Annotated in this window: 21 protein-coding genes; 7 read left to right on the forward strand and 14 right to left on the reverse strand. The window is 72.5% G+C overall.

Translation table 11 applies throughout. The features are described from left to right. Position 1 precedes the first annotated feature (1 nt). From ACIBQ6_RS27005 to ACIBQ6_RS27015, 3 genes are read right to left on the reverse strand one after another with little or no spacing between them, the layout of a single operon-like run. Positions 2–847, reverse strand: a complete 846-nt coding sequence (locus tag ACIBQ6_RS27005) for a carbohydrate ABC transporter permease (protein WP_358283240.1) — start codon at positions 845–847, stop codon at positions 2–4. After that, on the reverse strand, positions 844–1,803 hold the full coding sequence (locus ACIBQ6_RS27010) for a carbohydrate ABC transporter permease (protein WP_397215225.1): 960 nt from the start codon (positions 1,801–1,803) through the stop codon (positions 844–846). Before ACIBQ6_RS27010 ends, ACIBQ6_RS27005 begins: the two co-directional genes overlap by 4 nt. After that, complete coding sequence (locus tag ACIBQ6_RS27015; protein WP_397215227.1) at positions 1,800–3,092, reverse strand: extracellular solute-binding protein; 1,293 nt, start codon at positions 3,090–3,092, stop codon at positions 1,800–1,802. Before ACIBQ6_RS27015 ends, ACIBQ6_RS27010 begins: the two co-directional genes overlap by 4 nt. Before the next feature lie 151 nt (positions 3,093–3,243). On the opposite strand from ACIBQ6_RS27015, the gene ACIBQ6_RS27020 reads away from it, so the two are divergent. Then, the gene (locus ACIBQ6_RS27020; protein WP_358283246.1) at positions 3,244–4,254 is read left to right on the forward strand and encodes a LacI family DNA-binding transcriptional regulator; all 1,011 of its coding nucleotides are present in this window, start codon (positions 3,244–3,246) and stop codon (positions 4,252–4,254) included. Positions 4,255–4,362: 108 nt separating this feature from the next. On the opposite strand, the gene ACIBQ6_RS27025 is transcribed toward ACIBQ6_RS27020, so the two are convergent. From ACIBQ6_RS27025 to ACIBQ6_RS27035, 3 genes are all read right to left on the reverse strand, one after another. Then, complete coding sequence (locus tag ACIBQ6_RS27025; protein ID WP_397215373.1) at positions 4,363–4,995, reverse strand: RloB family protein; 633 nt, start codon at positions 4,993–4,995, stop codon at positions 4,363–4,365. A 77-nt stretch (positions 4,996–5,072) separates the two neighbouring features. Further along, positions 5,073–6,302, reverse strand: a complete 1,230-nt coding sequence (locus ACIBQ6_RS27030; RefSeq protein ID WP_397215229.1) for an ATP/GTP-binding protein — start codon at positions 6,300–6,302, stop codon at positions 5,073–5,075. A 103-nt stretch (positions 6,303–6,405) separates the two neighbouring features. Beyond that, on the reverse strand, positions 6,406–7,677 hold the full coding sequence (locus ACIBQ6_RS27035) for an FAD-binding oxidoreductase (RefSeq protein ID WP_397215231.1): 1,272 nt from the start codon (positions 7,675–7,677) through the stop codon (positions 6,406–6,408). 106 nt (positions 7,678–7,783) lie between these two features. Between ACIBQ6_RS27035 and ACIBQ6_RS27040 the strand changes: the two genes are divergently transcribed. Then, a complete protein-coding gene (locus ACIBQ6_RS27040; RefSeq protein ID WP_397162393.1) occupies positions 7,784–8,137 on the forward strand; it encodes a nucleotide pyrophosphohydrolase in 354 nt (117 codons plus the stop codon). A gap of 23 nt (positions 8,138–8,160) precedes the next feature. Here ACIBQ6_RS27040 and ACIBQ6_RS27045 read toward each other — a convergent pair whose 3' ends face one another. Beyond that, a complete protein-coding gene (locus ACIBQ6_RS27045) occupies positions 8,161–9,639 on the reverse strand; it encodes an MFS transporter (protein WP_397215233.1) in 1,479 nt (492 codons plus the stop codon). Positions 9,640–9,728: 89 nt separating this feature from the next. On the opposite strand from ACIBQ6_RS27045, the gene ACIBQ6_RS27050 reads away from it, so the two are divergent. Then, on the forward strand, positions 9,729–12,854 hold the full coding sequence (locus ACIBQ6_RS27050) for a BTAD domain-containing putative transcriptional regulator (protein WP_397215235.1): 3,126 nt from the start codon (positions 9,729–9,731) through the stop codon (positions 12,852–12,854). Positions 12,855–12,872: 18 nt separating this feature from the next. Here ACIBQ6_RS27050 and ACIBQ6_RS27055 read toward each other — a convergent pair whose 3' ends face one another. Beyond that, positions 12,873–13,325 carry an SRPBCC domain-containing protein gene (locus ACIBQ6_RS27055; protein WP_358283260.1) on the reverse strand — a complete coding sequence of 151 codons (453 nt, stop codon included), beginning with the start codon at positions 13,323–13,325 and terminating at the stop codon, positions 12,873–12,875. Between the two features lie 4 nt (positions 13,326–13,329). After that, entirely contained in the window at positions 13,330–14,538 is a 1,209-nt protein-coding gene (locus ACIBQ6_RS27060; protein WP_397215237.1) for an MFS transporter, read from the reverse strand. An 88-nt stretch (positions 14,539–14,626) separates the two neighbouring features. On the opposite strand from ACIBQ6_RS27060, the gene ACIBQ6_RS27065 reads away from it, so the two are divergent. Next, a complete protein-coding gene (locus ACIBQ6_RS27065; RefSeq protein WP_358283264.1) occupies positions 14,627–15,841 on the forward strand; it encodes an amidohydrolase family protein in 1,215 nt (404 codons plus the stop codon). Between the two features lie 92 nt (positions 15,842–15,933). Beyond that, on the forward strand, positions 15,934–16,632 hold the full coding sequence (locus ACIBQ6_RS27070; RefSeq protein WP_358283265.1) for a helix-turn-helix domain-containing protein: 699 nt from the start codon (positions 15,934–15,936) through the stop codon (positions 16,630–16,632). On the opposite strand, the gene ACIBQ6_RS27075 is transcribed toward ACIBQ6_RS27070, so the two are convergent. Genes ACIBQ6_RS27075 through ACIBQ6_RS27090 form a run of 4 tightly spaced genes read right to left on the reverse strand, consistent with a single transcriptional unit; the run spans position 16,598 to position 18,862 of the window. Next, positions 16,598–17,224, reverse strand: a complete 627-nt coding sequence (locus tag ACIBQ6_RS27075) for an alpha-ketoglutarate-dependent dioxygenase AlkB family protein (RefSeq protein ID WP_397215375.1) — start codon at positions 17,222–17,224, stop codon at positions 16,598–16,600. The two genes, ACIBQ6_RS27070 and ACIBQ6_RS27075, sit on opposite strands and share 35 nt — an antisense overlap. A gap of 11 nt (positions 17,225–17,235) precedes the next feature. After that, the gene (locus ACIBQ6_RS27080) at positions 17,236–17,679 is read right to left on the reverse strand and encodes a hypothetical protein (protein WP_397215239.1); all 444 of its coding nucleotides are present in this window, start codon (positions 17,677–17,679) and stop codon (positions 17,236–17,238) included. After that, complete coding sequence (locus ACIBQ6_RS27085; protein ID WP_352349817.1) at positions 17,676–18,377, reverse strand: 2OG-Fe(II) oxygenase; 702 nt, start codon at positions 18,375–18,377, stop codon at positions 17,676–17,678. The genes ACIBQ6_RS27080 and ACIBQ6_RS27085 overlap by 4 nt, the downstream gene beginning before the upstream one ends. Then, entirely contained in the window at positions 18,374–18,862 is a 489-nt protein-coding gene (locus tag ACIBQ6_RS27090; RefSeq protein WP_397215242.1) for a methylated-DNA--[protein]-cysteine S-methyltransferase, read from the reverse strand. Before ACIBQ6_RS27090 ends, ACIBQ6_RS27085 begins: the two co-directional genes overlap by 4 nt. A gap of 74 nt (positions 18,863–18,936) precedes the next feature. Here ACIBQ6_RS27090 and ACIBQ6_RS27095 point away from each other — a divergent pair, with 74 nt between their 5' ends. Beyond that, on the forward strand, positions 18,937–19,749 hold the full coding sequence (locus ACIBQ6_RS27095; RefSeq protein WP_397215244.1) for a lysophospholipase: 813 nt from the start codon (positions 18,937–18,939) through the stop codon (positions 19,747–19,749). A gap of 107 nt (positions 19,750–19,856) precedes the next feature. Here the strand turns inward: ACIBQ6_RS27095 and ACIBQ6_RS27100 are convergent, their stop codons facing one another. Continuing rightward, complete coding sequence (locus ACIBQ6_RS27100) at positions 19,857–20,156, reverse strand: hypothetical protein (RefSeq protein WP_358283272.1); 300 nt, start codon at positions 20,154–20,156, stop codon at positions 19,857–19,859. Positions 20,157–20,984: 828 nt separating this feature from the next. Between ACIBQ6_RS27100 and ACIBQ6_RS27105 the strand changes: the two genes are divergently transcribed. Then, entirely contained in the window at positions 20,985–21,875 is an 891-nt protein-coding gene (locus tag ACIBQ6_RS27105; protein WP_397215246.1) for an SMP-30/gluconolactonase/LRE family protein, read from the forward strand. The last annotated feature ends 87 nt before the right edge of the window (positions 21,876–21,962 follow it).

Consider the following 21,962-nt stretch of genomic DNA (forward strand, 5'->3'; position numbering starts at 1 on the left):
TTCACCCTTTCGTCGCACCCGCGGTGAGCCCACCGACCAGGTGACGTTCAGCGATGGCGTAGAACCCGAGCGCCGGCACCATGGCCAGGATCAGGTAGGCGAGGACGCGGGCGGTGTCGGTGGCGTACTGGCCCTGGAACTGCTGGATACCGAGCGGCAGCGTCCAGCTCGACTCGTCGCTGAAGACCACCAGCGGCAGCATGAAGTTGTTCCAGCTGCCCACGACGGCCAGCACGGAGACCGTCGCCATGGCCGGGCGGGCCATCGGCAGCAGGATCCGCCAGAAGAACCCGAACGGCGAGCAGCCGTCGATGATCGCGGCCTCCTCGATCTCGCCCGGGATGCTCCGGAAGAACCCCCGCAGGATGATGATCGTCAACGGCAGCCCGAAGGCGGCCTGCGTCAGGATGACGCCGAGCGGGTCGTCCAGCAGCCCGAACGCGCGCAGCAGCACGAAGATCGGCAGGATGGCCACCGCGAACGGGAACATCAGCCCCGCGGTGAACAGCGTGAACAGCGCCTCCCTGCCGCGGAAGGCGAACCTGGCGAAGACGAACGCGGCCAGCGCCGCCAGCGCGACCATCACCACGGTCGTGGCGACCGCGATGAACGTGCTGTTCCACACCTGCCGCCAGAACGACCCCGAGCCGAGCACGTCGGTGTAGTTCGCGGTGACCCACGGATCGGGCAGGCCGAAGGGGTTGCCGGAGAGCTGGCTGTTGCTCTTGAACCCGCCGAGCAGCGCGTACACGATCGGCGCCAGGATGAACGCGCCGACGATCCAGGCGATCGCGTGCAGGGGCAGGGTGGGACGGCGCCGCCGCGCGGGCGGCCTTCCGTGGTTCATCGGCGGCCTCCCATGGACGTCGTCGCGCCCGCCAGGTCCCGGCGCATCACCACCCGCTGGTAGACGAGGGCGAAGACGAGGCTGAGCGCGAACATCACGACGCTGATCGCGTTGGCGTAACCCACCTGGGAGCGCTTGAAGCCGAACTCCATCATGGTGACGGCCATCGTCTCCGAGGAGTGCGACGGGCCGCCGCCGGTGAGGATCCAGACCAGGTCGAACAGCTGGATGGTGTAGATGACCGACAGGAACACGCTGATCCTGATCGTCGGCCCGAGCAGCGGCAGCGTGATGTGCCGGAACGTCTTCCAGGCCGTCGCGCCGTCGATCTGCGCGGCCTCGATCAGCTCGTTCGGGATGCCCTGCCGTCCGGCCAGGTAGATCATCATGTGGAAGCCGAAGTACTTCCACGTCATGACCAGGAAGAGCGCGGGCATCACGGTGTCCGGATCGGCCAGGAACTCCGACTCCAGCCCGAACACCGACAGCAGCTGGTTCGCCATGCCGCCGTCCGGCGCGAGGATCAGCGAGAACAGCACGCCGGTGATCACCTCGGACAGCACGTACGGGGCGAAGAACACCAGCCGGTAGACCGCCCGCCCCCGGATGCGCTGGTTCAGCAGCATCGCCACGGCCAGCGAGAACGGCAGCTGGACCAGCACCGACAGCAGCACCAGGACCGCCAGGTGCCACAGGTCGGTGGCGAAGATGCCGGACGACAGCAGCCTGGTGAAGTTGGCCGGCCCGACGAACTCGGTGGGCAGCCCGCCGAACCCGTTCCACTTGAACGCGCTGGCGTAGACCGCCACCAGGATCGGCGCCACCACCAGCAGCAGGAAGAGCACCAGCGCGGGCAGCAGGAACAGCGCGATCGTCACCGCGCGCCCGCGCCGCCGGCCCGGCGGGGCGGGGGCCGGCGGCGCGACCGCCGCCGGTCCTCGGGTCAGCGTCGTCATTCGCTCTCGGCCACTTCGCTGATGTCCTGGCCGATCTGCTCCGGCGTCTTGGTCCCGGCGATCAGCTCGGCCACGCTGTCGTTGACCTGCTGGCCGACGGCCGGCGGGTAGGCCTGGTCCAGGTAGAGCTGGTAGCCGGAGGCCCCGGCCAGCAGGGTCGCGACCTGCTTGAGGTTGGCGTCCTTGACCGCGCTCTCCTCGCCCTTGAGCACCGGCAGCACGCCGCCCGCCGCCACGGCCTTGGTGTGCTGGTCCATCCGCGTCATGAACTTGACGAACTCCACGGCCTGCGGGGGCGCGTCCGCGCCCACCGACAGGCCGTTGCCGCCGCCGAAGGCGTCGCCGATCGAGCCCTTGCCGCCCTCGACCGCGGGGAAGGGGAAGAAGCCCAGGTCGTCGCCGAGGCCCTTGCCGGAGTCCTTCTGCACGGCGGGCGCCCACTGGCCCATCAGCTCCATGGCGGCCTTGCCGTTGGAGACCGTGGCCGCCTGCCCGTCGGGGGTGCCGTACCCGGCGCCGAGGAAGCCCTTCTGGAACGGCTGGAGCTCGGCCAGCGCCTTGACCTGCTGTCCGGCGGCCACGAAGTCGGGCTTGGTGAAGTCGTGGTCCACGCCCGCCTGCGTGAGCGCGGGCAGGCCGGCGATGCGCATCGCCAGATAGGCCCAGTAGTAGTGGCCCGGCCACTTCTCCTTGCCGGCCAGCGCGATCGGGGTGGTGCCGGACGCCTTCAGCTTCTTGACGTCGTCGAGGAACTCCGCCCAGGTGGCGGGCGGGGCCGTGATGCCGGCCTTGGCGAAGAGTTTCTTGTTGTACCAGAAGCCGACCAGCCCGATGTCCGTCGGCAGCCCGTACGTCTTGCCGTCGAACTGGTACGCGCTCAGCGCCGCGGGGGTGAACGTGCCCAGCACGGGGGCGACGTCGGCGGAGACGTCCTTGACCAGGCCGGCGTCGATCTGCTGCTTGAGCACGCCGCCGCCCCACGTGACGAAGACGTCGGGGGCCTTGCCCGACTGGGTGATCGTGGTCAGCTTGGCCTTGTAGGCGTCGTTCTCCAGCACCGTCGCCTTGATGGTGACGTCGGGGTGCGCGGCCTCGAAGTCCTTGGCCCGCTGCGCCCACAGGGACTTCAGCGGTTCGGCGGTGGACAGGTGCCACCATTCCAGCGTCACCTTGGCGGGCTTCTGGCCGGGCTGCGAGCCGCCGGGCTGCCCGCCGCTCTCGCCACTCCCGCCGCTGCCGCATCCGGCGACGAGCACGGCGGTGGCCATGAGGATCAGACCGCGTTTCATCCAGGGGTCCCTTCATCGGGCACAGCGGTATGAAAGTTTCGTATAGCCCCCGATAATTTCGTTGATCGGAGCATAGGTATGTGCTGCGGAGGGCGTCAATAGCTGTCTTGGGAGCGATCCCAGCCCGAAACTTTCGGATACACTCCCGAACGTGTCAGCTAAGAGGCGCGTGACGATCGCGCTGATCGCAGAAGAGGCCGGGGTCTCCATCCCCACGGTCTCCAAAGTCATCAACGGCCGGCCCGAGGTGGCGCCGGCGACCCGGCACAAGGTCGAACGGCTGCTCCAGGAACACGGCTACCAGCGGCGCGTCAGCCAGGACGACACCCCCGCCGGCCTGGTCGACCTGGTGTTCGCCGAGATCGAGTCGCCGTGGGCCATGGAGATCGTGCGCGGCGCGGAGAGCGCGGCCCACGAGGCCGGGGCCAGCGTCGTCATCTCGGTGCTGCACACCCACGCCGGCCCCGGCCGCGACTGGCTCGAACGGCTGGCCGCCCGCCGCACCGACGGCGTGGTGATCGTCGCCTCGCGCCTGTCCACCGGCGTGCAGGCCCAGCTCAGCGCGCGGTCGCTGCCGTTCGTGGTGGTCGACCCCGAGGGCGAGCCGGCCCCCGGCATCGTCTCGGTCGGCGCCACCAACTGGAACGGCGGCCTGGCCGCCACCCGCCACCTGCTCGAACTCGGCCACCGCCGGATCGGCATGATCAGCGGGCCGGCCGACATGCTGTGCAGCCAGGCCCGCGTCGACGGCTACCGGGCCGCACTGGAGACGGCCGGCGTGCCGCTCGCCCCCGAACTCGTCCGGCGCGGCACCTTCCTCGTCGACTCCGGCCACGACCAGGGCCACGAACTCCTGTCACTGGACGAGCCGCCCACGGCCATCTTCGCCGGGTGCGACCTGATGGCGTTCGGCGTGTTCGAAGCCGCCCGGCAGCGGGGGCTGCGCGTTCCGGAGGACCTGAGCGTCGTGGGGTTCGACGACCTGCCGCTGTCGAAGTCGGCCTGGCCGCCGCTGACGACCGTGCGCCAGCCGTTGCAGGAGATGGCGGCGCTGGCCACCCGTACGGTGCTGGGGATGGGGAAGGGCGAGGTGCCGGACACGAAACGGGTGGAACTGGCTACGGAACTGATAGTCCGGGAAAGCACGGCCGCCGTGGAGTGAGGTGCGCTCCAAAGGCCTTCGCCCTCCGGCCTCAGGCGCCTTCCCGGGGCGCCTCCGGCGCACCCCCAGTTCGTTGCTCGGTCGCCGAGCCAGTTCCCACCGGCCGCCTCAGAGGAATGGCGGGATGCCGAGGCTTTCCAGAAGGCGCCACATGCCGCTGGACGGGTCCTGGTCCAGGAGGCCGCAACGCGGTTCGGAGCCTCGCGGATGGGAGCACCTGCCGGAGGCGCAGCGCCTGTCCAAGCTCCGCGCGTTGTCGAACGCGGTCTTGAGACGAGGCATGAGGTGGTCGGCGCGGGCTTTGGTGATCCTCTTGTCCCTCGCCCCGAAGCCCGCGAAGCCAGGCCGCTGCGACAACAGCTGGTGGACCTGGTGGTTACGGCCGTCCTGCGGTTGGTCGTAGAGGCCGTAGTGCAGGTAGAGCCAGAAATCGAAGGACGGATGGGACAGGGCCACCCTGATCTTGGAGTGCTCCTTGAGTGCGCTCAGGGCGTCGTCCAGGTCACCGTGCTGGTCGCGGTCGAAAAGTGCCCAGATTTCCGCGTACTGCTCGTTGTCCGGTCGAAGAGCGTCTTCCTCGGCCACGGTCAGGGCGCGCTGGGCGACTTTCCACGGTTTCATGTCGTCGGACCGGTATTTCGGCATGTCGATGCGGTACGAGCACTGCCGGGAGAACGCGTTCTGCAGCATCGTGAGGTAGTCGTACTCGGTCACCGCGCCCTCGGCGACGGCGTAGAAGATGCGATTGGCGGCGCGAGGCGGCGGCTAGGCCGTCAGGCTGGAGCCGCGTTGGCGCTTCTTTCTGACCTTGTCGGGGCTCATGTGAGGGCCTCTCCCGCCTCGCGTGCCAGCTCGCCGGGGACGACCCGTGGCACGCCGCCGAAGCGGCCGAGCAGCCAGCCGCGTTCGAGGTTCTCGTGCGGACGGGGCGGTGGACGCAGGCTCGACAGCGGATACAGCTCCGTCGAGCCCCTGGGGTCCTTCTCCGCCATCCAGACCACGTCACGGTCCAGGATCCGCTCCCCGCCCGCGAGCGGACGCAGCAACGACGCGTCGTGCGTCGTGAACACCATCTGCGCCCCTCGGGCGTTGACCGCGGGGTTCTCGAACATCCTGATCACCTCGGCCGCGAGCGCGGGGTGCAAGCTGGCGTCCAGTTCGTCCACGAGCACCGTGGTGCCGTGCTGGAACGCCTCCAGCAGGGGCCCCAGCATCGCGAACCAGGCGCGTGTGCCCATGGACTCGTGCGCGAAGTCCAGAGAGGCCGTGTGATCGCCGGCGCGGTGGAGCAGCCGGACGTCGCCGCGCGCCAGGGCGTCCTGGTCGAAACCGACGATGCCGAGGTCGGCCCGGGTCAGGAGGCGGCCGACCTGATCCCTGAACCGTTCGTCCGCAAGGGCCCTGGCCTTGGTGAACTCCTGGCGCTGGGGCAGGTCGTGTTCGGGGCTGATCAGCCACAGATTGTCGCGGAACCACTCGAACACGGGCAGCAGTTGCTCGTTGTTCCACTCGGCGGCCACCGTGAGAAAGAGGGAGTCCGGGCGGGTCTTCCGCGCCAGGTCCTGCTTCTCGCCGCGCAGCCCTTCCCCGGCGAAGCGGATGTCGTCGCCGTCGCGGTCGAACCAGACCTGACGCCGGCCCTTGGGGTAGGCGTGCAGCCATTCGGCGCGGACGCGTTCGTCGTCCAGCTCGAATCCGTAGGTGTAGCGGACACCCGCCAGTTCGAGGTCGATCTCGACGAAGGAGGCTTCGTCCGCGCAGCCCGGGTCGAGCGCGAAGGGGATCCGGCGAGTCGGCTTCTCCTCGCTGATCCACGCCACCGAGTGCAGCACGGCCTGCCGCATCAGCCGCAGGCCGGCGAGCGTGTTGCTCTTTCCCGAGGCGTTGGCTCCGTAGATCCCCAGGACCGGGAGCACGGACAGGGGCCGCCCTCCCCCCCGGACCGGGATGGGGCGGGCGGTGCCGTCGTTCAGCTCCGTCGCGATCAGTGAGAGACGCTGATCGTCACGGAACGACAGGACGTTGGCCAACCTGAAGTTGAGAAGCACGGTGTCTCCCTTGTCGGGATCACCATACCCATTTGGAGCCGTCTGGCGCGCCTTTTGTTCGCCAGGCGCGGTGAAACGGGTATCACGGGCCTGGCGGTGCCCGTCAGAGGAACAGGTTGTGGGGGTCGTGGGTGGTTTTGAGGGAGGTGAGTCTGGTCCAGGTGGACGGGGTGTACGCCTCGGCGGCCAGGGCCGGGGCCTGCGGGCCGGCCAGGAAGTTGCGGAAGCGGAGGCCCGTGCTGGACGGGTCGGCGGGGTCCAGGGGCGGTTTCGGGTTCGTGCCCGCGAAGGCGATCGTGGTCAGGCTGTAGGCGGCCGTGCGGTGGTCGATCGCGTTCGGGACGTCCGGGGCGGCGGCCAACGCGCCGCCGAGGCGGCGGATCTCGACCATCGCGAAGTCCGGGTCGGCGCGGTCGAACAGATCGGCGTCGAGGGTGTGCAGCATCAGGGAGAGCTCACGGTAGGCGGCGGGTTCCGTGGGGTCCTCGTGGACGGCGGCGATCTCGGTGTAGGGGCGGTCCCTGACGGTGTCCTCGGCCGGGTTCAGGGCGCGGAGAGGGGCGATCAGCTCCTGGGGCGTGAGGTCCGAGGGGGTGGGGGCGGGTGAAGGGGAGGAGTTGGCGTGGGCGAGGCGGACGGCGGTGAGGTGGGCGTTCGGGAGGCGGAGGAGGGCGATGGAGGTGTTCATCGTGTCCGGCAGGTCGCGGCTCCAGCGCAGCCAGGCGGCCAGCAGCTCGGACGCCCGTTCGGCCGGGAAGCTCAGCATGCCACCGTGGAAGCGCGGGGCGGCGGCCAGCTCCAGCTCCATCGCGGTCACCACGCCGACGCCCGGACGGCCGCCGCGCAGGGCCCAGAAGAGGTCCTGGTTCTGGTGCGGGCTCACCGTGCGCAGGGTTCCGTCGGCCGTGACCAGTTCCAGGGACCTGACCCGATCGGCGGCCCAGCCGAACGTGCGGCCGAGCACGGGCAGGCCGCCGCCCAGCGTGTAGCCGACCGCGCCGACCAGGGGGGAGGAGCCGTTCGGCGGGGCGAGGCCGTGTCCGGCGGCGGCGTCGATGACCTGGCCCCAGCGCACCCCGGCCCCGACGCGGGCCGTGCGGGTGGCGGGGTCGACGGACAGGCCGGTCATCCGGCGGGTGTTGATCAGCAGGGTCCCGTCCACCGGGGCCGACAGGCCGTGGCCGGTCGCCTGGACCGCCACCCGCAGCCCCGCCGACCGGGCGTGGTCGATCGCCTTCCGGACGTCGCCCGCGTCCCGGGCGCCGACGACCACGGCGGGGCGGACGGGGCCGGCGACGGTGTTGAAGCGGGCCGTCTCGTCGTCGTACCCGGGGTCGCCGGGGACGAGGACAGGGCCGTTGAAGTGGGAGAACACGGAAGCCAGTCGATCGCGGAAGCGGCCGGGGAACCAGACGGGGTTCGCCCGGACTGTCATCACCGGTCGTGATGAATCGGCCGGCGGGCCAGTAGGGTCGGGTGGCGTGAGCGAGGAGCTGGAAGGGCTGGCCGTACGGCTGCGGGAGTTCGCGCGGGCCCGCGACTGGGAGAGGTTCCATACGCCGAAGAACCTGGCGATGGCGCTGGCGGGGGAGGCGGGCGAGCTGGTCGCGGAGTTCCAGTGGCTGACCGCCGAGGAGTCCGCGAGCCCCGACCCCGACACGCTCGCCCGCATCCGTGCCGAGCTCGGCGACGTGACCCTGTACCTGGTCCGGCTGGCCGACGTCCTGGGCGTCGATCTGGTGGCGGCGGCGACCGCCAAGCTGGCCGACAACGAACGCCGCTACGACGCGGCCGGCTACCGCGGCTCGGCCAGAAAGGCGCCGCCGTCCACCTGACCGGGCGAGCGGGCTGGAGGGGGTCAGGGCGTCGGGCGGTGGTGGCGGAGGGCGAGGAGGGCGAAGACGGCCAGCCCCGCGAAGACCGCCGCGCTCACGGCCCCCACCGTGTTCAGCCCCGCCGTGAACGCCGCCCGCGCCACCTCCAGCAGGCCGGGAAGGTCCTTGGCGGCGGTCACCGCCGCGCTGATGCTCTCCCGCACCGCCTCCACCGGCAGGTGCTCGGGAAGCCGCCCGCGGTAGACGGCCGTGCCGAGGCTGCCGAGCACGGCCACCCCGACCGCCACCCCGAACTCGCCGCTCGTCTCGGTCAGCGACGCCGCCGACCCGGCCTTCTCGGCGGGCGCGGCCGTCATGATCACGCTGTTGCCCGCGCCCATCGGCAGCGCGATGCCCGCCGAGGCCAGCACCAGCCCGGTGACGACCAGCCCGGTCCCGCCCACGCTGGGGACCTGGGTGTGCAGGAACAGCCCGACGGCGCCCAGCGCGAGCCCGGCGGCCATCACGTACGCGGTGCCGATCCGGGCGGCGAGCCGCGGCGCGACCGACAGGGCCACGATCATCGCCACGTTCTGCGGCACCAGCCACAACCCGGCGCCCAGCGGCGACAACGACTCCACGGTCTGCAGGTACTGGGTGGTCATGAGCGTGGTCCCGGCCATGACGATCCCGCCGAGCGACATGATCCCCAGCGTCGCCGCGAACGCGCGGTTGCCGAACAGCCGCAGGTCCAGCAGCGGGTTGGCGAGGTCGCGCTGCCGCCTGACGAACACCACGCCGAAGGCCGTCCCGGCGGCGACCGCGATCAGGGGGAGGGGCTGCCAGCCGCCGCGCGCGACCTCCTTGAGCCCGTAGACGACCGGCAGGATGGTCGCCAGGGACAGGGCCACGCTGGCCGGGTCGAGGCGGCCGGCGTGCGGGTCGCGGTACTCGGGCAGCAGCAGCCGTCCGGCGACCAGCACGGCCGCCATGAACGGCACGCCCATCAGGAACGCCGACCCCCACCAGAAGTGCTCCAGCAGCAGCCCGCCGACCAGCGGGCCGACCGCCATGCCGAGCATGAAGCAGCCGTACCAGAGGCCGATCGCGGTGCCCATCTGCCGGCCGTCGGTGAACATCGTCCGGATCAGCGCCAGCGACGACGGCAGCAGCGTCGCCCCCGAGACGCCGAGCAGCGCCCGGGACACGATGAGCATCTCCGCGTTCACCGAGTACGCGGCGGCCACCGAGGCCGCGGCGAAGGCCACCGAGCCGATCAGCAGCAGCCTGCGCCGCCCGATCCTGTCGCCCAGCGTCCCCATCGTCACCAGGAACCCGGCCAGCATGAACGAGTAGATGTCCAGGATCCACAGCTGCTGCGGCGCGGAGGCGCCGAGTCCGGCGCTCAGGTGCGGCAGCGCCAGGTAGAGCACGCTCAGGTCGATGGAGAGCAGCAGGGCCACCGAGGCGAGGACCGCGAGGCCCGTCCATTCACGCCGTCCAGCGAGGGTGCCGGTCTTCATGTCGTTTCCCCTTTCGTCGCCCTCACCGTGCCGGAGGGCGCTTCCGGTGCGCTTCTCGTGGACTTACGGCGGCGCATAAGGTGACGGACATGCGTTTTGGGGTGCTGGGCTCGCTGGCCGTGTGGACCGACGCGGGGGAGCCCGTGACGATCCCCGGGCTCAAGGTCCGGGCGCTGCTCGCCGACCTGCTCGTCCACGAGGGCCATCCGGTCTCGGCCGACCGGCTGGTGGAGGACCTGTGGGGCGAGGAGCCGCCGGGCAACCCGGCGGGCGCGCTCCAGGTGCGGGTCTCCCAGTTGCGCAAGGCGCTGGAGGACGCCGAGCCGGGCGGCAAGAACCTGGTGGTCTCGCGGGCGCCCGGCTACCTGCTGCGCACCGATCCCGGCGCGCTCGACGCGGACCGCTTCGCCGGCCTGCTGGCCCGCGCCGAGGCCGCCGACAGCCCGCGGACCAGGGCGGGGCTGCTGGCCGACGCCCTGGCGCTGTGGCGGGGGGCGGCGTACGCCGACTTCGCCGACGAGGAGTACACCAGGTCGGCGATCGTCCGGCTGGAGGAGCAGCGGCTCACAGCGCTGGAGCAGCGCGCCGAGGCCCGGCTCGAACTGGGCGAGCACGGGCTGCTCGTGGGCGAGCTGGGCGACCTGCTGGCCCGGCATCCGCTGCGGGAGCGGCTGCGCGCCGTGCACATGCGCGCCCTGTACCGGGCCGGACGGCAGAGCGACGCCCTGGCGAGCTTCGCCGAGCTGCGCGAGCGCCTGGCCGACGAGCTGGGCCTCGACCCCGGCCCCGAGCTGGTCGCGCTGCACCAGGCGATCCTGGCCCAGGACCCGGCGCTGAGCCTGCCCGCCGAGCGGCCCACCACGAACCTGCCCGCGTCCGTCAGCAAGCTCGTCGGCAGGGACGAGGCGCTGACCGAGGTCTGCTCGCTGGTCACCGCCGAGCGGCTGGTGACGCTCACCGGCACCGGCGGCGTCGGCAAGACGAGGCTGGCGCTGGAGGCGGCGCACCGGCTGCTGGACGGCTTCGCCGACGGCGCCTGGCTGGTCGCGCTCGACGGCGCCACCCACTCGCCCGCCGAGGCGATCATGGCCGCTCTGGACATCCGGGAGGACCCGTCGGGCGGCGACGTGCCCGAGCGGCTGGCCGCGGCGTTGCGGCCGAGGCGCCTGCTGCTCGTGCTGGACAACTGCGAGCACGTGGTCGAGCAGGTCGCCGAGGTGGTCGACGCACTGCTGGCCGCGGCACCGGGCCTGACCGTCCTGGCCACCAGCAGGGAGCCGCTCGGCGTGGACGGCGAGGTCCTGTGGAGCGTCCCGCCGCTCGACCTGCCGGCGGGCACCGACCTGACGGAGATGGCCCGTTCGGACGCCGTCCGGCTGTTCGTCGCCAGGGCCGCCGCCTCGGCCCGCGGGTTCGCCCTGGAGGCGGGCAACGCGCAGGCGGTGGCCCAGCTCTGCCGGCGGCTCGACGGCATCCCGCTGGCCCTGGAGCTGGCCGCGACGCGGGTGCGGGCGCTGGGCGTCCAGGGGGTGGTGGACCGGCTGGACGACCGGTTCAGGCTGCTGGCGTCCGGGCGAAGGGGCGCGCCCGCCCGGCAGCAGACGCTCACCGCCGTGATCGACTGGAGCTGGGACCTGCTGTCGGACGAGGAACGGGTGGTGCTGCGCCGCCTGGCCGTGCACGCCGACGGCTGCACCCTGGAGTCGGCCGAGGCGGTGTGCGCCGAGCCGGGGCTCGACGTGCTCGACCTGCTGGCCCGGCTGGTCGACCGCTCGCTCGTGGTGGTCGCCGAGAGCACGACGGGGGTCAGGTACCGGCTGCTGGAGTCGGTGTCGGAGTACTGCGTGGGCCGCCTGGCCGACGCCGGCGAGCTGGCCGACGTGCGCCGCGCCCACCTGCGCCACTACCTGGAGCTGGCCGTGGCGGCCGAACCCGGCCTGTACGGCGGCGAGCAGCGGGACCGCCTGCTGCGCCTGGACGCCGAGTCGGCCAACATGCGGGCCGCGCTGGACACCGCGATCGCCGAGGGCGCCGCCGACACCGCCGCGCGCCTGGTCAACGCGCTGGCCTGGTACTGGTTCCTGCGCGGCCGGCTGGCCGAGGGCAGGCGCTCGCTGGGCGCGGCGCTGGCCGTCGCGGGGCCGGACGGCCCGGCCAGGCGCCGGGCGGCGGCCTGGCACGCCGGGTTCGCGCTCCTGCTGGGCGAGCAGGTCGCGTGGGAGCCGCTGCTGGAGCGGGTCGCCGACCCGGGCGAGCGGGCCAGGGCCGAGCTGTTCGCGGGTATGAGCGTGCCCGACATGGTCACCGGCCAGGAGCTGACCGGACGGGCGCTGGCCTCCTGCCGCGCCCTCGGCGACACGTGGGGCGTCGCCGTCGCGCTGGCCAGGCGGGCGCGCGACGCGTTCACCATGCGCGACACCGAGGCGCTGGAGCGGGACGCGGGGGAGAGCGCGCGGCTGTTCGGCGAGCTGGGCGACCGCTGGGGCATGTTGCAGGCCACCGAATGGCTGGCGGGCGCGGCCGAGATGGCCGGCGACCACGAGCGGGCGCGCCGGCTGTTCGCCGAGGGGCTGCGCATGGCCGAGGAGCTCGGCCTGTGGCCCGAGGTGGCCGGGCGCATCGCCTGGCTGGGCTGGACGGCCCTGCACGACGGCGCCTACGACCAGGCCATGGAGCTGTGCGGACGGGCGCTGAAGCTGGCGCTCGGCCAGGGCTACAAGATGGGCGAGACCATGGCCGAGATGGGCCTGGCCTTCGCCGCGCGCCGCGCCGGGCTGCTCGACCTGGCCGAGTCGCACCTGCACCACCTGCTGGCGGGCCTGCCGCGCGACCCCGCCGTCGAGCCGCCGCTGCACCTGCCGGACCTGCTGGTCGAGCTGGGCCACGTCACCGAGCTGCGCGGCGACCCGGCCGCGGCCCTGGAGCTGCACCGGGAGGCGCTGGCCGCGGCGGTCAGGGTCGGCGACCCGCGCACGGCGGCGGCGTGCGTCGCGGGCGCGGCGTCGGCGGCCGGGCCGACCGAGCGGGCGGCGGTGCTGCTGGGGCTGGCCGCCGCGGTCCGCGAGCAGATCCGGACCCCGGCCAACGCCGCCGAACGCGAGGAGGAGGAGCGGGTCACGGCCCGGGTCCGGGACGCCCTCGGTGAGCACGCCTTCGCCGCGGCGTACGAGCGGGGCGGCACGTACAAGCTGGACGACGCCCTCGGCCTGTTCTGAGAGTCGGCGTGGCGGGGGTCAGCGGGCGACATGCTCGGCCAGGCGATCGAAGAACTCGTCCCAGCCTGCCCTGGCCTGCTCGGCGTGCTCCTGGTCGGTGTTGACGCCGAACTGGTGGAAGCGCATCTCGGTGCCGCCGTCCCGGTCGAGCAGGTCGAGCGTCACGACCGAGGCCGGGCCGTCGCCGGGGTTGTCGGGGTCGCCGGTGGTGAACACCAGCCGGGCCGGCTCCCGCACCTCGCGGTAGGAGCCCTCCAGCGTCGCCTCGAACCCCTCCTCGCCGACGAGCGTCGCGCGCCACCGGCCGCCGGGACGGGCGTCGAGGGTGATCCGGCCGACCGGCGTGGCCAGCATGCGGGGGCCGAACCAGCGGGAGAAGCGCTCGGGCTGGGTCCAGGCGGCGTAGACGTCCTCGCGGGGGGCGTCGAAGGTGCGGACGATCTCGTACTGCGCGGTCTGCGTCGTTGTCATGCCTCTACGATGCGGGAGCGGCCTTACGGTCCTCTTCCCGTGGCCTTACGGTGATCTGCCGCACCGGCCGCAGGGACAGCAGCGCCAGGCAGCCGGCGACCGTGACCAGCGCGGAGAAGCCCAGCACCTCGCGGGAGCCCGCCAGGGCGGCCACCGGCCCGGCCAGCGCCTGGCCGATCGGGAGCGACATGGTCGAGCCGCCGATCTCGTACGCGCTGACCCGGTTCAGCGCCTCGGCGGGCACCAGCGTCTGCACGCTCGTCGCCCACATCACCGACCAGAACGCCCACCCCGCCCCGCCCACCACGTGGCAGGCCATGATCACGCCGAGCGGCACGCCGGCCGCGAAGCTCAGCGGCTCCAGCGCGAACAGGAACATGCCGATCCCGCCCGCGACCAGCGGCCTGGCCGGCCTGATCCGCAGCGCCACCAGGCCGCCCACGATCGTCCCGGCCCCGCTCGCCGACATGACCAGCCCGTACGCCGTCTGCCCGTACGCGTCGGTCACCAGCACCGAGCCCAGCGGGATCAGCGGCCCGAACAGGGCGATCCCGAAGGCCACCCAGATCAGGATGACGCTCCACATCCACGTGCGCGACCGGAACTCCCGCCAGCCCTCCCGCAGCCGCACCAGCACCGGCTCCTCGCCGGAGCCCGCCACCCGCACCCGCATGAGCAGTAGGCACGCCGCGCTGATCGCGAACCCGGCCGAGTCGGCGGCGAACACCACGCCCACCCCGGCCAGCCCGACCAGCGCCCCCGCCAGCCCCGGCCCGAGCAACTGCATGATCGCCTCGGACATGCGCAGGGTGGCGTTGGCCCGCTGCACGTCGGCCGCGATCCGCGAGATGGTGCCCGCGACGCCCGGCGTGTACATGGCGGCCGCCGCCCCGGCGACCGCCGACAGGGCCACGACCTGCCACAACTCCGGCCGGCCCAGCCCGAACAGGGCCGCCGTGCCCGCCTGCGTCGCCGTCCTGGCCAGGTCGGCGCCGACCATCATGCGGCGGGGCGTGAACCGGTCCATGAGCACGCCGCCGAACAGGATGAGCCCGGCCATCGGCACCATCCAGGCGGCCAGCGCCAGGCCGACGCCGGTGGCGCCGTAACCGGCGTCGTGCATGCCGAGCGCGGTGGCCACCGGCATCATCGCCGAGCCCAGCATCGACACCGTGCGGGCGGTGAAGAAGAGCACGAAGTCGCGCGTCCACATGGACGGCCATCATGCCGTAATAAGTAAACCTTCTTATCGATTGGGGTGGTCCTGTTTCCGGCGGGGCCGCCTGTGGCACTGTGGAGGCATGCGGATCATCCGTGCCGGCACGGTGCTCACCGGGCGTCCCGGAGAGGTCATCACGGACGGCGAGGTGCTGATCGACGGCTCGCGCATCGTCTCGGTGGGCCCCCGCGGCAGCGCGGGCCAGGCCGCGGAGACGCTCGACCTGCCCGGCCACACCTTGCTGCCCGGCCTCGTCGACGCGCACGTGCACCTCGGGTTCGACGGCACGGTCGACCCGGTGACCGGGCGCAGCGCCGTGAGCGACGGCCAGCTGCTGCTGCGCATGGCCGAGAACGCCCGCAAGCTCGTCTCCGCGGGCGTCACCACGGCCCGCGACCTCGGCGGACGCGGCTTCCTCGACCTCACCCTGCGCGACGCGATCGAGGACGGCCTCGCCGTCGGCCCCCACCTGATCGCCGCGACCCGGCCGATCACGGTCACCGGCGGCCACTGCTGGTACATGGGCGGCGAGGCCGACGACGAGCCGTCCGTCCGCCGGGTTGCCAGGGAGAACCTGCGGGCCGGCGCCGACTGCCTCAAGGTGATGGCCTCGGGCGGCGAGATGTCACCCGGCTCGGTGCCGAGCTGGCGGGCCCAGTACCCGGCCGCGCTGATCAGGGCCGCCGTGGAGGAGGCCGCGACGCGCGGCAGGACCGTCGCGGCCCACGCCCACGCCCCCGAGTCGATCGGCAACGCGCTGGAGGCCGGGGTCACCACGATCGAGCACTGCACGTTCCACACCCCGGCGGGCCCGGCCTACGACGCGCGGCTGGCCGACCGCATCGCCGCAAGCGGCACGTACGTGTGCCCGACCGTGCACGGCCAGTTCTGGAACCTGCGCGCGCTCGTCGGCGCCGAGCCGATGGACCGTTGGCTGGGCAACCTCGCCGCCATGCGCGAGGCCGGGATCAGGCTCGTCGCCGGGACCGACACCGGGTTCGCCATCGCCGGGCTCGACAAGCGCACCGACGACTACGTGTCGGGGCTGGAGGTCTTCGCTGAGGCGGGGTTCGGCAACGCCGAGATCGTCGAGCTGGCCACCGTACGCGCCGCCGAGGCGTGCGGGGTCGGGGCCGAGACCGGCAGCCTGGAGGCCGGGAAGCGCGCCGACGTCATCGCGGTCCGCGGCAACCCGCTCGACCGCCTGGCCGACCTGCGCGCGCTCGACCTCGTGCTGGTGTCGGGGCGTTCGGTCAGCCAGAAGCACGTGGACACCGTGACCTCGTCCGTCGGCTGAGCCGGAGGGGGAGGCCCGGCAGCTCCGGTTCCTGGCGTGGCTCGCCCGCGGCCTGTCCGCCTGACGGGACGCCGGGCGCTAGGCTGCCGCGTGTGGAGTTGAAGGATCAGGTACGCGAGCTGCGCGCCCAGGGCAGGTCTCCCAAGGAGATCGCGCGGGCGCTCAAGGTGTCGCCGTCGGTCGTCGCGCCCCTCGTGCGCGCCATCGCCGCCGAGAACGTGACGTCGGCCGAGCCCGAGGTGGTCGGCTGCTGGATGAACGTCGGCTGGAGCGCCGGGCTGGGCGTCGACCCGTCCAAGGGCTGGATCGACGAGGCCCCGGAGTCGGGCGCCGGCGGCATGGTGTGCGTGCTGGTCGCCCGGCGCCACACCTGGGACCGGATGACGGTCTGCGGCTACCTCGCCGACGTCTACTGCCTCGGCATCAAGAACACCATCGGCCCCGACGTGCTCGACGAGCGCGACCTGCGCAGGTTCCGCGAATACTTCTTCGGCGAGTACGCGGGCTACCAGGAGGTGCCGATCGAGCTGGCCCAGCACCTGGTCTTCGGCTCGATCGACTACGCGCGCACCCTCGGCTTCGAGCCCCACGAGGACTTCTCGCCCGTCAGCGACCTGCTGGGCAAGTGGGAGGGCGGCTCGGCCATCACCTTCGGCCGCGACGGCAAGCCCTTCTACACCCCGGGCCCGCACGACGACCCGGGCAAGGTCCTGCGCATCCTGCGCCGCACCCTCACCGACGACCAGTTCGACTACTTCATCGAAGACCCGTCACCCGCATCGTCACGTTGAGGCGCCCGGCGGCCAGGCCCGTGGCCGGGTCGCCGGTGCCCGGGTAGACCTTCGGCACGCCGTGATAGGCGAAGCGGGACGCGCCGCCGAACACGAACAGATCACCCGAGGCCAGCTCGACGTCCGTGTACGGCTTGCCGCGCGTCTCGGTGTTGCCGAAGCGGAACAGGCACGTGTCGCCGACGCTCAGGGACACCACCGGGGCGTCGGAGCGCTCGTCCTTGTCCTGGTGCATGCCCATCCTGGCCTGGCCGTCGTAGAAGTTGACCAGCGCGGTGTCGGGGGCGTAGCCGTCGTCCGGGCGGCCGTAGGCGTCGGCCAGCGCGCGGCGGCCGAGGTCGCCGAGCCACGTGGGGAAGGCGGCGACCCGCCGCCCGTTCACGTCGTGGGCCAGCCGCGTGTACCGGTACGGCTGCCAGTGCCAGCCGACGCACACCGTCCGCACCGACATCACGCCGCCGCCGGGGAGCACGGTGTGCCGGATCGGCACCGGGCCGGTCGCCCACGCGCGGCAGGCGCGCACCAGGTCCTGCTGCTCGGCGAGGGACAGCCAGCCGGGGACGTGCACCGCGCCCGGGGCGATCTCCCGCATGGGCAGGGGGATCACGATGGTTCCCGAAATATCAGGTTTCGTCCTATTCGCCAGGTCGTGCCGTCGGTGTCGGCTCCGCGCATGCCTTCCAGTGTCCCAGGAGCGGCCAGGGCGACCGCGCGGGCCGTTGCCGCCGAACCGTACGTCCGGCGCGGATCCCAGTCGGTGCTGCGGCGCAGGCGCTCGCTCATCCCGGCCCATCCCGCCGGCGCGCCCGCGACCACCCAGGCGTCCGGTTCGCCCGCCGTGAACCGCCTGGCCTGGCGCAACCACGACGCCGCCGTCTCCGGCCAGGCGACCACCGCGAGCACCGTCCCGTCCCAGGCGTCGGCGAACGCCTCGGCCAGGCGGGCGCCGTCCCGGCCGTGGCCGACGACGACGGCCCGCGCCCGTGGGCGCTGGGCCCGGACGAGGGTGAGCAGCGCGTCCAGCTCGGCCGTTCGCACGCTGGTCATGTCGCGTCGTGCAAAACCAGGCCGAGGGTGTGCCGCAGCCCCGAACGCACGGTGCTGACCCCGTGCCGCACCGGCGAGGCCGACCAGCCGCGCGAGGAGCGCACCGGCCGGTCGCGGGTGGTGAAGATCAGCCCGTGACCCTGCGGCAGCGCGGTCACCGTGCCCCGCGACTGGGCCCTCGGCCGCTGCTCCACCAGCAGGAACTCGCCCCCGGTGTAGTCCTCGCCGGGCCGGTCGAGCCCGATCACGACCTGCAGCGGGAACACGAGGTCGCCGTACAGGTCGCGGTGGAGCGCGTTCCAGTCGTTCTCCCGGTAGCGCAGCAGGATGGGGGTCGGCTTGGTCTGTCCCGCCGCGTGGCACATGTCCAGCCACTCGGCGAAGTCGTCCGGCCAGGGCGCGGGCTGCCCCAGCCGGGCCGCCCAGTCGCGGGCGATCGGCAGCAGACGCGGATAGAACGCCGCCCGCAACTCCTCGACCAGCGGCGGGAACGGCCGGCGGAAGTACCGGTACTGGCCGGAGCCGAACCGGTGGCGGGCCATGTCGACCGTCGAGCGGAACCGGCCGGCCTCGTCGTACAGGCCGGAGATCTCCGCGCACTCCCCGGGCGAGAGCAGCCGCGGCGTCAGCGCGCAGCCGTGGGCGTCGAGCTCCCCGGCCAGCCGCTGCCAGTCGGCCCCGTCGACCTGCGGCGTCATGACGACACGCTCCAGAGCTGCGGCTGCAGGACGCCTTCGAGGGTGAGCAGGTCGCACTTGCGTTCCAGGCCGCCCGCGTAGCCGGTCAGCGCGCCGTCCGCGGCGACCACCCGGTGGCAGGGGACCACGACGAGCAGCGGGTTCGCGCCGATCGCCGCGCCGACCGCGCGGACCCGGTCCCGCGCCACGCCGGCGCGGGCGGTCAGCTCGCCGTAGCTGGTCGTCGTCCCGTACGGCAGCGCCGCCACCTCGGCCCACACCCGCTGCTGGAACGCCGTCCCGCGGGTGGCCAGGGGCAGGTCGAACGAGGTACGCCCACCCGCGAAGTACTCGCCGAGCTGCCGTTCGGCCTCCCCGAAGGCGGCCAGCTCCCGGCGTCCGGGCGGCGCGCCCACGTCGAACGACACGCGGGTCAGCCGTCCCACGCCGTCGCCGACGAGGAGAATCTCGCCCAGCGGACTGTCGATGATGGTGTGGATGTCCATACTCTCTACAACACCGGCGCGCCCGCGGAAGTCAGCGGTTTTCGGACGTCGTGGCTGGATGGGAGAGGAAGTTCATGGCCGAGTCGAGAGAGCACACCTTCACCGGCACGCGGGGGCTGAACGTCGTCCGCGAATGGCCGCACGACCGGCCCCGCTACCTCGCCCTCCTGGTCCACGGATACGGCGAGCACATCGGCCGTTACGAGTACGTCGCCGACCGTCTCGTCCGGCACGGCGCCGCCGTCTACGGACTCGACCACATGGGCCACGGCAGGTCGGCGGGCGAACGCGTGTTCGTCGAGGACTTCGAGGACGTCGTCACCGACGTGCACGCCGTCGAGGAGCGCGCCAGGGCCGACCACCCCGGCGTCCCGGTCGTGCTGATCGGCCACTCCATGGGCGGCATGATCGCCGCCCGGTACGCCCAGCGCCACGCCGAGGGCCTGACCGCGCTGGTGCTGTCGGGCCCGGTGATCGGCGAGTGGGCGGTCATCCCCGCGCTGATGGCGCTCGACGAGCTGCCCGACATCCCCATCGACCCGGCCACGCTCTCCCGCGACCCGTCGGTGGGGGCGGCGTACGCGGACGACCCGCTGGTCTGGCACGGGCCGTTCAAGCGGGCCACGGTGGAGGCGTTCGCCGCGATGCTGGACGCCATCGCCAAGGGCGGCACGTTCGGCGCCCTGCCCACGTTGTGGGTGCACGGCGACGACGACCAGCTCGTACCGCTGGCCGGCAGCCGGGCCGGGGTGGAGGCGGTCAGGGGCACCGACCTGACCGAACGCATCTACGCCGGCGCCCGCCACGAGGTCTTCAACGAAACCAACAAGGACGAGGTCCTCACCGACCTCCAAACCTTCGTGGACCGAGCCCTGAGCAACCGGTAACGAGGGCTACAGCGTCTGGTGGGCCCCTGACTGCTGGGCCACCGGGCTTGCTGGACGCTGACCGGCCGGTAGTCGGGCGTAGTTGTGCGGTGGGTCGCCGGGTGGTGTCAGGCGACCGGTAGCCAGAGGTGGCCCTTGCCGTGGGTGCGGCTGAGTTCGATCTTCCAGCAGCCGGGCTTGGGGAAGACGAGGCCGGTGCCCCATTCGTCCCCCGGCCGGTGCCAGGACGACCCGCCGTGCTCCTCGGGCCCCCAGGCGAGGCGGGCGGCGGCGCCGTCAGGAAGGGACGCCCTGACCGTCAGCGGCCCGTCCCCGGTCATCCGCCACACGATCTTGGTGGTCTCCTTCCGGCGAAGCGGCAGCTTGGACACGAACAACAACCCCCACACCTCGGCGTCCGCCGACACCCCCCGCACCTCCGGAAACCCACCCCCGCCGACCACCGACGCCCCCCGGCACCCCACCCGCTCACCCTCCGCGCTCGCCCTCCCCCTGTCACCAGACCCCACTCCAGCTCCAGGGCTCGGGCGGCCGCCGGTGCTCAGTGTGGCGGCGGGGCTCAGGCTTGAGCCAGGAAGGGTGCCGGCATCGGTGCTCAGTCCAGAGCCCGAGTCCGGGGCCGGGCTGACGTCGGTGCTCAGGCTGGGGACGGAGGTCGGCTCGGAGGGGGCGCCTGCGCTGGGGGCGGGCGCCGGGGCGGCATCGGCGGCCGGGCTCGGGCTCCCAGTCTCGCTCGGTGTGATCCCCGCAGCCCCGCTCACCGAGGAATCCGCTTCGCCGCCCGCACCTGCGAACGAGGCCCCGGTGCCACCACTCGCGCCCACCCCCTGCCCAGGACCGCCACCTCCGGCACATCCAACCCCTGCCAGCAGCACCGCCACCGAAATCACCGCCATCTTCCTCATGCCCTCACCTACCCCCCACCCGCCTGAAAGGTTCCAGCGGGACATAAGCCCCCACATCGCCCGCACCCCGAGCTCCCCGCGCGGTAGCGATCCAAGAGCACCAGGCCCGACCGGCGGCACCCGCTCGCGCCGGTCGGGCCTGGTGCAGCGAAAGCCCGCACGCGCTCCTCTCGGCGTCCTCCGGACCGTGTCGGCGTGCCGCCGCGTGGTGCGCCCGCTGATGTGACGGATCTCCTCAAACGAAGCACTTGCCGAACCGCTTCCCGTGGCAGGGGTGATCTCCAATATGGTGTCCAGTGAAAGTCGGTTATGTCCAAAGGTGGTTCGGTGATGGACAGGTTCAAGGCGCGGTTCGAAGTCGTGGACGAGCGGTTCGGGTTCGACGGTGGTGACGAGTATGTGGAGGTGCTGCATCGGGGCAGCCGTAAGGCCGAGGGGCCGGCCTACTTCCCGGCCGGGCGCTACCTGGTGTGGAGCGACATCCCCAATGACCGGCTACTGCGCTGGGACGAGACGACCGGCGCCGTCGGCGTGTTCAGAAGCCCGGCGGGCAACGCCAACGGCAACACGGTCGATCGCGAAGGCAGGCTGGTCACCTGCGAGCAAGGGGCGCGCCGGGTGACCAGGACCGAGCACGACGGGTCGATCACCGTGCTCGCCGCGAGCTATCGGGGCAAGCGGCTCAACAGCCCCAACGACGTCGTCGTCCGACACGACGGCACCATCTGGTTCACCGACCCGCGCTACGGCATCACCGGCTACTACGAAGGCAGCCCGGCCGAGAGCGAGATCGGCGCGGACCACGTGTACCGGCTCGATCCGGAAAGCGGTGAGCTGACCGTCGTCGCCGACGACTTCGTCCGCCCCAACGGGCTGGCCTTCTCACTTGACCAGAGCCGGCTGTACATCGTGGACACCCGCGAGCGCCACATTCGAATCTTCGACGTCGGCGACGACGGCACGCTGTCGGGCGGCAAGGTCTTCGCCGAGGACTGGTTCGACGGGATCAGGCTCGACTGCTACGGCCGCGTCTGGGCCGCCGCCCTGGACGGCCTGCACTGCTACCACCCCGACGGCGCCCTGCTCTGCAAGCTCCTGCTGCCTGAGTCGGTCTCGAACCTGACCTTCGGCGGCGCCAAGCGCAACGACCTGTTCGTCACCAGTTCGGCCGGCGACCTGTACGCCATCCGGGTCACCTTCGCCGGGGCCGGCGACCGCTAGAGGGCCCGTCCGGACCGTGGATCGGCGAAGGGCCCGCGGGACCGCCGGACGGGCTCCTCGGCCCGGACGGACGGCGAGTCGCGCGAA

Source organism: Nonomuraea sp. NPDC049655 (assembly GCF_044465465.1).
Classification (GTDB): domain Bacteria; phylum Actinomycetota; class Actinomycetes; order Streptosporangiales; family Streptosporangiaceae; genus Nonomuraea.

What these genes read in the sequence shown, in the direction of transcription:
- ACIBQ6_RS27005 (WP_358283240.1), bottom strand. Translation starts at nt 847, where the DNA reads ATGAACCACGGAAGGCCGCCCGCGCGGCGGCGCCGTCCCACCCTGCCC.
- ACIBQ6_RS27010 (WP_397215225.1), bottom strand. Translation starts at nt 1,803, where the DNA reads ATGACGACGCTGACCCGAGGACCGGCGGCGGTCGCGCCGCCGGCCCCC.
- ACIBQ6_RS27015 (WP_397215227.1), bottom strand. Translation starts at nt 3,092, where the DNA reads ATGAAACGCGGTCTGATCCTCATGGCCACCGCCGTGCTCGTCGCCGGA.
- ACIBQ6_RS27045 (WP_397215233.1), bottom strand. Translation starts at nt 9,639, where the DNA reads ATGAAGACCGGCACCCTCGCTGGACGGCGTGAATGGACGGGCCTCGCG.
- ACIBQ6_RS27050 (WP_397215235.1), top strand. Translation starts at nt 9,729, where the DNA reads ATGCGTTTTGGGGTGCTGGGCTCGCTGGCCGTGTGGACCGACGCGGGG.
- ACIBQ6_RS27055 (WP_358283260.1), bottom strand. Translation starts at nt 13,325, where the DNA reads ATGACAACGACGCAGACCGCGCAGTACGAGATCGTCCGCACCTTCGAC.
- ACIBQ6_RS27060 (WP_397215237.1), bottom strand. Translation starts at nt 14,538, where the DNA reads ATGTGGACGCGCGACTTCGTGCTCTTCTTCACCGCCCGCACGGTGTCG.
- ACIBQ6_RS27065 (WP_358283264.1), top strand. Translation starts at nt 14,627, where the DNA reads ATGCGGATCATCCGTGCCGGCACGGTGCTCACCGGGCGTCCCGGAGAG.
- ACIBQ6_RS27075 (WP_397215375.1), bottom strand. Translation starts at nt 17,224, where the DNA reads ATGCGGGAGATCGCCCCGGGCGCGGTGCACGTCCCCGGCTGGCTGTCC.
- ACIBQ6_RS27080 (WP_397215239.1), bottom strand. Translation starts at nt 17,679, where the DNA reads ATGACCAGCGTGCGAACGGCCGAGCTGGACGCGCTGCTCACCCTCGTC.
- ACIBQ6_RS27085 (WP_352349817.1), bottom strand. Translation starts at nt 18,377, where the DNA reads ATGACGCCGCAGGTCGACGGGGCCGACTGGCAGCGGCTGGCCGGGGAG.
- ACIBQ6_RS27090 (WP_397215242.1), bottom strand. Translation starts at nt 18,862, where the DNA reads ATGGACATCCACACCATCATCGACAGTCCGCTGGGCGAGATTCTCCTC.
- ACIBQ6_RS27095 (WP_397215244.1), top strand. Translation starts at nt 18,937, where the DNA reads ATGGCCGAGTCGAGAGAGCACACCTTCACCGGCACGCGGGGGCTGAAC.
- ACIBQ6_RS27105 (WP_397215246.1), top strand. Translation starts at nt 20,985, where the DNA reads ATGGACAGGTTCAAGGCGCGGTTCGAAGTCGTGGACGAGCGGTTCGGG.